We start from the raw sequence: 3,639 nt of genomic DNA, 5'->3' as shown, positions 1-3,639 counted from the left end.
GTTCGTAAAAACCTCATTATAGAGTTAACCTATCAATTATATTAATAATAGTGGCATTTTTATCTTGACAATCTTTTGGGGTAATATATAATAACTATATGAAATTACAATAAATAGATCCTATCGGAGATCAGCCTTTGTTCAGACCCAAAAGGAAGCAAAAGACGATACTGGATCATGACGTTTACCTCCCGGAGGATCGGCAGCAGGCCTTGGAGAAATCCTGGGCCGGTCCCTTTCGGAAGACAGTGCTGCCGATGATCCAGGAGGAGCCTTTCCGTCCCTTCTATTGCCAGGATAATGGCAGACCGAATGTGCCGGTGGCCATTTTGACCGGGTTGTGCATTTTAAAAGAACTGTACAACCTGACTGACCAGGAGGTCCTGGGCTCGTTAGAATTTGATCTGCGTTGGCAGTATGCTTTTGATATCACTGTCTCTGAGGCGCATATCTGCCAGAAGACCCTGCATAACTTCCGGGTGTTGGTGACCACCAACGAGCAAGCCCGCCAGATTTTTCAAGGTCTGACCGATGATCTGATTGCCGCCGCCGGACTGAGCACCGAGAAGCAGCGCCTGGACTCCACCCATATTCTTTCTCATATGTCCCATCTGACCCGCCTGGGGCTTTTTATCCGGGTCATCGAAGGGTTTCTGAAACGGCTGAAAAAACGGTATCCCAAGCTCTATCAAAAACTTCCCCAAGTCTATGACCAGGTTTATCTGCAACGCTCCGGTTATTTTGCTGACGTCAAGTCATCCCAGGCCCGGCGCCGTCTGGTCCAATGCGCCCGGCACCTGTTCGACTTGGTGGGGCGCTTTCGCGGTCAGGCCGAGATCAGCCATCTGAAAGCTTACCGGCTTATGGAGCGTCTGTTGCGGGAGCAGTGCCAGATCAACGAAGATGCTCCTGAACCGGTAACCCTAAAAGATCCCAAGGAGATTCCCGCCGATTCCCTGCAAAGCCCGGCCGATCCCGATGCCACGTATGGCCGTAAGGGGAAAGGCTATAAGGCCTCCCTCACCGAGACCTGTGCACCGGAAAATCCCTTCCAGGTAATCACCGATGTCGCCGTGGACGCCGCCTCGGCCAGTGATCAGCAAGATGTTGTCGCCGTGCTGGACCGGCTGGACGAATCGGGACATAAACCCACCGAGTTGTTCGCTGACGCGGGTTATGGCAGCGGCGCCAATATCCTGGAGGCCCAAGCGCGGGAAGTGGACCTGGTGGCGCCCCTTACCTCAGGGAGCCCGCCGGACCTGGAAAAAATGCAGCTCAGTGACTTTGCGGTTACTGCCGATGGCCGGCAGGTTCTCGCCTGTATCACCGACCAGATCCCGTTAACCAGCGAGGTGACCGGGGACGGCCAGGTTGTGGCGATCTTTTCCCACGCCTCTTGCTCCCGGTGCCGATTCCTGTCGGTCTGCCGGGTGAAACGTTACCAGGGCAACTACCGTCTGGTGTATGCGCTTGCCGACTGGGCCACTTCCAGACGGCGAGAGCAGCAGGAAACGGCTCATTTCAAAGAGCGTTACAAAATCCGCTCCGGTATCGAGGCCACCATCTCCGAAGCAAATCGCCTCACTGGTTTAAAGCGTGTCTGGACCCGCGGCAAAAAACGCGTCCGCATGTCGGTATTTTTCAAAGCCTTGGCCATCAATATCAAAAGATTCATCCGGTATGCCTTGGAAAAGGCCAAAAAGGCCCTGGCCATGGGGCAGGGATTATCGTCGCCCACCTGTTTTGCCTCTATTTTGAGGCATCTGAGGCATCCCGGCGGCTTAAAAGGTTCTTGGCCTCCTTATCGCTATGCTCTCCCTGCTTAACCCTTTCAGGATCGCTGATTTGGCGATCTTAGGTTTTTACAGGACCATCAAAGTTAGAAATATTGTAAATTTTCTCGGGAGAGGGCAAAAAAGGGGAAACTGAACCTGGGAACAATAGTTCACTAAAGCGGTGCTAGCTTGTTGGGTAAAGGCCGAAGTGCGGCCTGAATATGGAAGCCAGGGGGTATCTTGTAAAAAAGCTGGAAAAGATTTTTTTCCAATGCAGGGTTATGATATCATGTGGTTCCAAGAGTATTTGACCAACAATGCCATCAAACTACGCAAACTCTTTAGGATCCCCATTTGTCTCTATCTACGTGATGGAGAAATTGCGAGACCCAGGAGCAACGGTTGGTATCCCTTTTCGCAAAGAAGGATTACAAAATTTGTATGATTAGCTTATGATAATAAATCTATAAAGTTGAGATATGCACAATAATAAGATTATCCCTTTTCTGCATTACGCCCGCTTCCGTTTTCACTTGCAGGTGCAGACCCTCATGGTCTTGCCGCCTTATAAGGGAGCGCTGTTTCGCGGAGTCTTCGGCGCCGCCCTCAGGCGTCTGGTGTGTATGGCCCGGAATTCAGACTGCCAATCTTGCCTCTTTCGGGAAAAATGTCTTTATCTCGCCCTCTTTGACCCGCCGCCGCCCCCCGGCTATGCTGACGCGGCCAAATTCCGCCAAGCCCCCCGCCCTTATATTCTCAACCCGCCCCTCACTACCCACCAGGCCTTCCACCCCGGCGATACCCTTGATTTCGAACTGGTGCTCCTGGGCCCGGCCATCGAGGCCCTGCCGTATTTTATTCAGCTTTTTTACGACCAGGGAAGGCGCGGCCTGGGGCGGGAACGAGGACGTTTTTCCCTGCTGGAAGTGAACCAGTTCAGGAACGGGAAAATCCAGCTGGTCTATGAGGGGCCGACGCGAACCTTATATGCTTGGGAAGCTGAGCTGGGACCCGAGGTGTGCCCCGGTGCAAAGCACATAAGCACTGTGACCCTTGAATTTCTTACGCCCTTGCGGCTCAAAGAAAGGGGCGACCTGTTAACCCACTTGACCTTTCCCATCCTCTGGGAGCGCCTGCGGCAGCGCCTGACCCTTCTGGCCGCCTTCTATGGCAACCGCGACCAGGAACCGGACCTTTCCTACCTGTCTGCGCCAGCCGAGGCCGTGAGCCTCAAAGAAAGCAGGTTGTCGTGGCATGATTGGCAACGCTATTCCAGCCGGCAGCGGAAACTCATGAAGTTGGGAGGCCTTAAAGGCAGCATCACCTTCAGCGGGGAATTGACACCATTTTTACCGTATTTGCGTCTCGGAGCGCAGGTCAATATAGGCCAGGGCACGACCTTCGGTCTGGGCCGTTATCGGCTGACCGAGACCAGCGGCGCTGTCGGCCCAGACCGAAGTTCAGGAGGATTAGATGAGTACAACACCAAACCGTTTTGATGATTCCCTCGGCGGCTTTATTGACGGCATGCGGCACCACGATCTGGCCAAGCCGTTTTTCCTGGGAGGCAGAATACATGCGCCGGCAGGCTTTTTCCTGCACACCGGGGGCGGGAAGACCACTGCGGGGTTGTATGCCTTGTTTCACCATGCCAATACGATCGGGCTGGAAAGGGTGGGACAATTTTTACTGGATTGGCACGGCCTAAGAAATGACGGCGATTCCCTACAAGTCCCTGCCTGGGTTTTTCTGTCTCCCTGGCTGGATCAATTGGCGGCCTCCACCTATAGCGGCGCCACGAGAGACCCCAGAGGTAAAAATATCTGGTCCTGCCAAAATCCTTTCAGCCGCCTGCCGCGGCTGG

3 protein-coding genes are annotated in these 3,639 nt (G+C 53.7%); all 3 read left to right on the top strand.

All coding sequences use genetic code 11. From position 1 onward, the window contains the following. Positions 1-137 precede the first annotated feature (137 nt). On the top strand, positions 138-1,826 hold the full coding sequence (locus JRG72_11920; GenBank protein MBW2135908.1) for a transposase: 1,689 nt from the start codon (positions 138-140) through the stop codon (positions 1,824-1,826). 428 nt (positions 1,827-2,254) lie between these two features. Beyond that, positions 2,255-3,274 (top strand): CRISPR system precrRNA processing endoribonuclease RAMP protein Cas6, encoded by a 1,020-nt coding sequence (cas6, locus tag JRG72_11915; protein ID MBW2135907.1) that lies wholly within the window; start codon positions 2,255-2,257, stop codon positions 3,272-3,274. Beyond that, positions 3,249-3,639 (top strand): hypothetical protein (locus JRG72_11910; GenBank protein ID MBW2135906.1); only part of this gene is annotated, 391 nt, incomplete at its 3' end. The genes cas6 and JRG72_11910, both read left to right, overlap by 26 nt.

This window comes from Deltaproteobacteria bacterium, assembly GCA_019309545.1.
GTDB lineage: Bacteria > Desulfobacterota > Desulfobaccia > Desulfobaccales > Desulfobaccaceae > Desulfobacca_B.
This window is presented reverse-complemented; position numbering and strand designations above follow the sequence as displayed.